Genomic DNA, 4,149 nt, shown 5'->3' on the forward strand with positions numbered 1-4,149 from the left:
GGCGACTGGACGCAGCGCCTGGCCAACGTTCTGCGGCTGGGCCGCGGCCTGGACGAGGCCCTGCACGTCTCCCGCAGGGGCTGCCCCGAGGACATCACGGGTGAGGTCGCCGACCTGGTGGACCGGCTCCAGGTCGGATGGCGGCCGGTGGACGCGCTGCGGGAATTCGGCGACGCACTGGGCGACGCGACCGCGGACAAAGTGGTGGCCGCCCTCGTGCTCTCGGCCGCCGACCGGGGCCCTGGGCTCGCCCAGGCGCTGGAAGACCTCGCCGAGTCCGTCCACGAGGAGGTCGCCCGCCGTCGTGCGATCGAGGCCGACCGTGCCAAGCCACGGACCACGATGCGATGGATGACGATCATCACCCTCGGCGTGATCGGATGCGGCTTCCTCATCCCTTCCTACACCGCCCCCTACGGCACCCTGCTCGGGCAACTCGTCCTGGCCGTCCTGCTGGCCGGGTTCGTCGCAGTCCTCGCGCTGATGCGGCAGATCGCCGACATCAAGCCCGTCCCCCGCTTCCTGATCGCCGACCCCCGCAGCGCCGTCACCCCCGTGGCCATCGTCGGAGCCGGCGCCGAGGAGCCCACCGTGGAGGTGACGGCATGATGCCCATCGCAGCCATCATTTCCGGCGCGGCCATCGGCTCCGGCGCCGCCCTGCTCATCCGGGAAGTCCTGCGGCCCGCACCCGCCCTCGGACCCGCGCTGCGCCGCCTCAACCAGCCCGCCCCCACCCCCGCCGCCACCCCGGCCGGCGAGGCGGGCGCCCACCGCGACGAACGGTGGGGGCAGTGGCTGCTGGAGCGCCTCGCCGACGTCCCCGGCGTCCGCATCCCGTACAAGGACCTTGCCCTGACCGGGACCACCCCGGCGCGGTTCGTCCTGACCAAGGTGGCGCTGGCCGGGGCCGGTCTGCTGCTGCCGCCGCTGTCCACGGTGCCGCTGCTGCTCCTGGGCCTGCCTTTGTACCTGCCCGCGATCGTGGGCATCCTCGCCGCCGTCGTGCTGTGGTTCGCCCCCGACCTCGCGCTGCGGGACAAAGCCAAGCGCGCCAGGACCGAGTTCGCGCACGCCATGGCCGCCTACCTCGACCTGGTCGCCCTGCGCCGGGCCGGGAACGTTTCCGCCGAACAGGCCATGGAGCAGGCCGCGACGGTGGGGCAGGGGTGGGCGTTCCAGCGGATCCAGGCGGCGCTGGCGCAATCGAGGGTGGACAAGGTGGCGCACTGGGAGTCCCTGGCCCGCCTGACAGCGGAGCTGGACCTGCCGGTCATGGACGACCTCGCAGCCATCATGCGGCAGTCCGCCGACGACGGCGCCTCCGTCTACACCACCCTGCGCTCCCGCGCCCGCAACCTGCGCACCGAACTCCTCGTCCAGCAGGCCGCGGACGCCAACAGCGACAGCGAGAAGATGACCGCCCCCGGCGCGCTGCTCGCCGTCCTGGTCATGCTCCTGATCGCCTTCCCCGCCATCATCCGCATGCTCACCACCTGACCCGACCCGAACAGAAGGAGTCCTGCCATGAAGACCTTCGTCCGCTTGAACGTTGCCCTGCGCTCGCACTGGGAGAAAGTCCAGGCACATGCCTCCGAGGACCGGGGCGACATCTCCATCACAACCATCATCATCTGGGTGGCCGCCGTCGCCGGGGCCCTCGCCATCGCCGGAACCATCGGCATCGTCGTCTCCAAGTACAACGCCAAGCTCTCCGGCATCTAGCAGCAGCGAAAAGGGAGGAGAGGGGGCGCAGTGGCGCGTACGGCGGGGAGAGGGCCGGTCCGCAACAAGCGGGCCGGGGGCCGGCTGGCGGCACTTCGACGACGGGTGACCGGGGACCGGGGGGAGGCGTCGATCCAGATGGCGATCATCTTCCCGTTCGTCATCCTGGTCACCGTCGCCGTGGTCCAGGCCGCGATGTGGGTCCACGCCCGCAGCATCGCGCTGACCGCTGCCCGCGAAGGCGTCGCCGCCGCCCGCGTCTACCAGGCACCCGACAGCGCGGGAGCAGCCCGCGCCCAAGAGACCCTCGGCCGGCTCGCGGGCGACAGCCTCACCGCCACCTCCGTCAGCACCTCCGGGAGCTCCACAACTGAGGTGCGGGTCACGGTCACCGGCAGCGCCCCCTCCCTCATCCCCGGAGTGGGCGGGCTGTCCGTGTCGCAGTCAGCCGGCGCGCCGAGGGAGAGGTGGACGACCCCGTGACCACCACCGGGTTCATGAATGGGATGCGGCGGCGTACCGCAGGGGGTGACCGGGGCAGTGAGACCATCGCGGCCGCGATCGTCACCCCGCTGCTGCTGATCCTGCTGTGCCTGGCCATCGCAGGCGGGCGGATCGTCATGGCCGGCTCGAAAGTCGATGCGGCCGCCGAGGACGCGGCCCGCGCCGCATCGATCTCCCGCACCTACACCAGCGCGCAAGCCGAAGCGGCGGCCGCGGCATCCCGTTCCCTTGACGACCAGGGCATCCACTGCGCCTCCACCAGCACCAGCGTGGACGCCTCCGGGCTCGCGGTGCCAGTCGGGCAGGTCGGCACGGTGACGGTGACGATCTCCTGCACCGTCACCATGAGCGACCTGCTCCTTCCCGGCGCTCCGGGATCCAAGACGATGACCAGCCGCTTCACGTCCATTGTGGACGCCTACCGCTCGCGGGAGAGCTGAACCGTGCAGACACTGCGCACTTGGTGGTCCGGCCGCCTGCAGGAAGACCGGGGCGGGATCGCCGTGTACACGGCGATCGTGACCGTGGCTCTGTTGGCGATCATCGGGCTGGCCATCGACGGCGGCGGCAAACTCCGCGCCACCGAACGCGCCGACGCCACCGCGCTGGAGGCGGCCCGGGCGGCCGGGCAGGCCATCGACCCCGCGGCCGCCATCACCGGGACCGCGGTCCGTGTCGATCCCGCGGCCGCCCAGGCGGCCGCGCAGGCCTACCTCGCCCGCGCCGGCACCCAGGGCAGCGCCGCCCTCTCCGCCGACGGCACCCAGCTGACCGTCACCGTCCACGACACCTACCCGACCAAGTTCCTGGCCATCGCCGGGATCGGATCGATGGACGTCACCGGTCACGGCTCCGCCCGCCTGCTCTACGGCACCACCCAGCCCCAATAGCCCACCGCTCCACGCGAGAAGGACCGGCCGATGCCGAAGCCCACCCCCGCCCCACCATCCTCGCGCCGCCGGGGCCGCGCCCAGACCGCGGCAGCGCTGCTGCGCGGTCTGCTCTCCCTGACCGTCCTCGCCGCGCTTCTGGCCGGACTGCCCGCCCTGCTGTGGTGGGCCACCGCCCTCGTCGGACCGCCCGGACTCGCCGCCCTGACCAGCCTGCTGTCCACCGAGGACTCTGGACAGGTCTTCCTCCTGCTCCTGGCCTTCGCCGGATGGGCGGGATGGGCGTGCTTCGTTTTCGCTGTCCTGCTGGAGGTCCCCGCCCAGCTCCGTGGCCGCACCGCACCCCAGATCCGCGGACTGGTCGGACAGCAGGCCGCCGCCGCACTCGTCGGCACCGTCCTGCTCGCCCTGCCGGCCGGCACCGCCCTCGCCGCCCCCGCCACCGCAGCACCCGCCGGTACCCCGATCGTCAGCGCGAGCGCCGCCCCCGTCCCGGGGACCCAGGGCAGCACGGCACGAGCAGAAACCTCAGCACCGACCGCCGACACAGCCGTCACCCACACCGTCCGCGATACCCGACCTGCTGAGAGCCTGTGGTCGATTGCCGCCGAACGCCTCGGCGACGGCGAGCGGTGGGGCGACATCGCCGCCCTCAATGAGGGCCAAGCCATGACGGACGGCACCGTCTTCCACGCGGACCAGCCCATCCAGCCCAGATGGATCCTCCGTCTCCCCGCCGACGCCCGCCCGGCCACGACAGGCGGAGAAAACCCGCAGCAGACCGGGACGGCGCGTGCGACGTACACCGTCCGGGAGGGCGACAGCCTGTCCGGCATCGCCGCGACCACGCTGGGCAACGCCGACCGATACCAGGAGATCTTCGACCTGAACAAGGGCCAAACCCTGCCCGACGGCAGCGTGTTCACAAACCCCGATCTGATCCACCCGGGCCAGTGGCTCACCCTCCCCCAGCCCGCCACTGCCCCAGCCGCCCCGCCGCAGGCCCCACCTTCCACTCCGGCACCCGCCGC

General features: G+C 72.4%; 7 protein-coding genes. All 7 read left to right on the forward strand.

Annotated elements, in window-relative coordinates; translation table 11 throughout:
• The coding region (locus ACS04_RS20290) for a type II secretion system F family protein (protein ID WP_048478081.1) at positions 1-609 on the forward strand (609 nt) is incomplete at its 5' end.
• A complete protein-coding gene (locus tag ACS04_RS20295) occupies positions 606-1,499 on the forward strand; it encodes a type II secretion system F family protein (protein WP_048478082.1) in 894 nt (297 codons plus the stop codon). The genes ACS04_RS20290 and ACS04_RS20295, both read left to right, overlap by 4 nt.
• A 27-nt stretch (positions 1,500-1,526) precedes the next feature.
• The gene (locus ACS04_RS20300) at positions 1,527-1,724 is read left to right on the forward strand and encodes a hypothetical protein (RefSeq protein ID WP_048478083.1); all 198 of its coding nucleotides are present in this window, start codon (positions 1,527-1,529) and stop codon (positions 1,722-1,724) included.
• A gap of 84 nt (positions 1,725-1,808) precedes the next feature.
• Positions 1,809-2,207 carry a TadE family protein gene (locus tag ACS04_RS20305; RefSeq protein ID WP_280921014.1) on the forward strand — a complete coding sequence of 133 codons (399 nt, stop codon included), beginning with the start codon at positions 1,809-1,811 and terminating at the stop codon, positions 2,205-2,207.
• Between the two features lie 23 nt (positions 2,208-2,230).
• Positions 2,231-2,668 carry a TadE/TadG family type IV pilus assembly protein gene (locus ACS04_RS20310; protein ID WP_048478140.1) on the forward strand — a complete coding sequence of 146 codons (438 nt, stop codon included), beginning with the start codon at positions 2,231-2,233 and terminating at the stop codon, positions 2,666-2,668.
• 3 nt (positions 2,669-2,671) lie between these two features.
• Positions 2,672-3,118 (forward strand): pilus assembly protein TadG-related protein, encoded by a 447-nt coding sequence (locus ACS04_RS20315; protein WP_078865026.1) that lies wholly within the window; start codon positions 2,672-2,674, stop codon positions 3,116-3,118.
• Positions 3,119-3,148: 30 nt separating this feature from the next.
• A partial coding sequence (locus tag ACS04_RS37560) for a LysM peptidoglycan-binding domain-containing protein (RefSeq protein WP_048478084.1) occupies positions 3,149-4,149 on the forward strand: 1,001 nt, incomplete at its 3' end.

The sequence above is a fragment of the Streptomyces roseus genome, assembly GCF_001044425.1.
Classification (GTDB): domain Bacteria; phylum Actinomycetota; class Actinomycetes; order Streptomycetales; family Streptomycetaceae; genus Streptomyces; species Streptomyces roseus.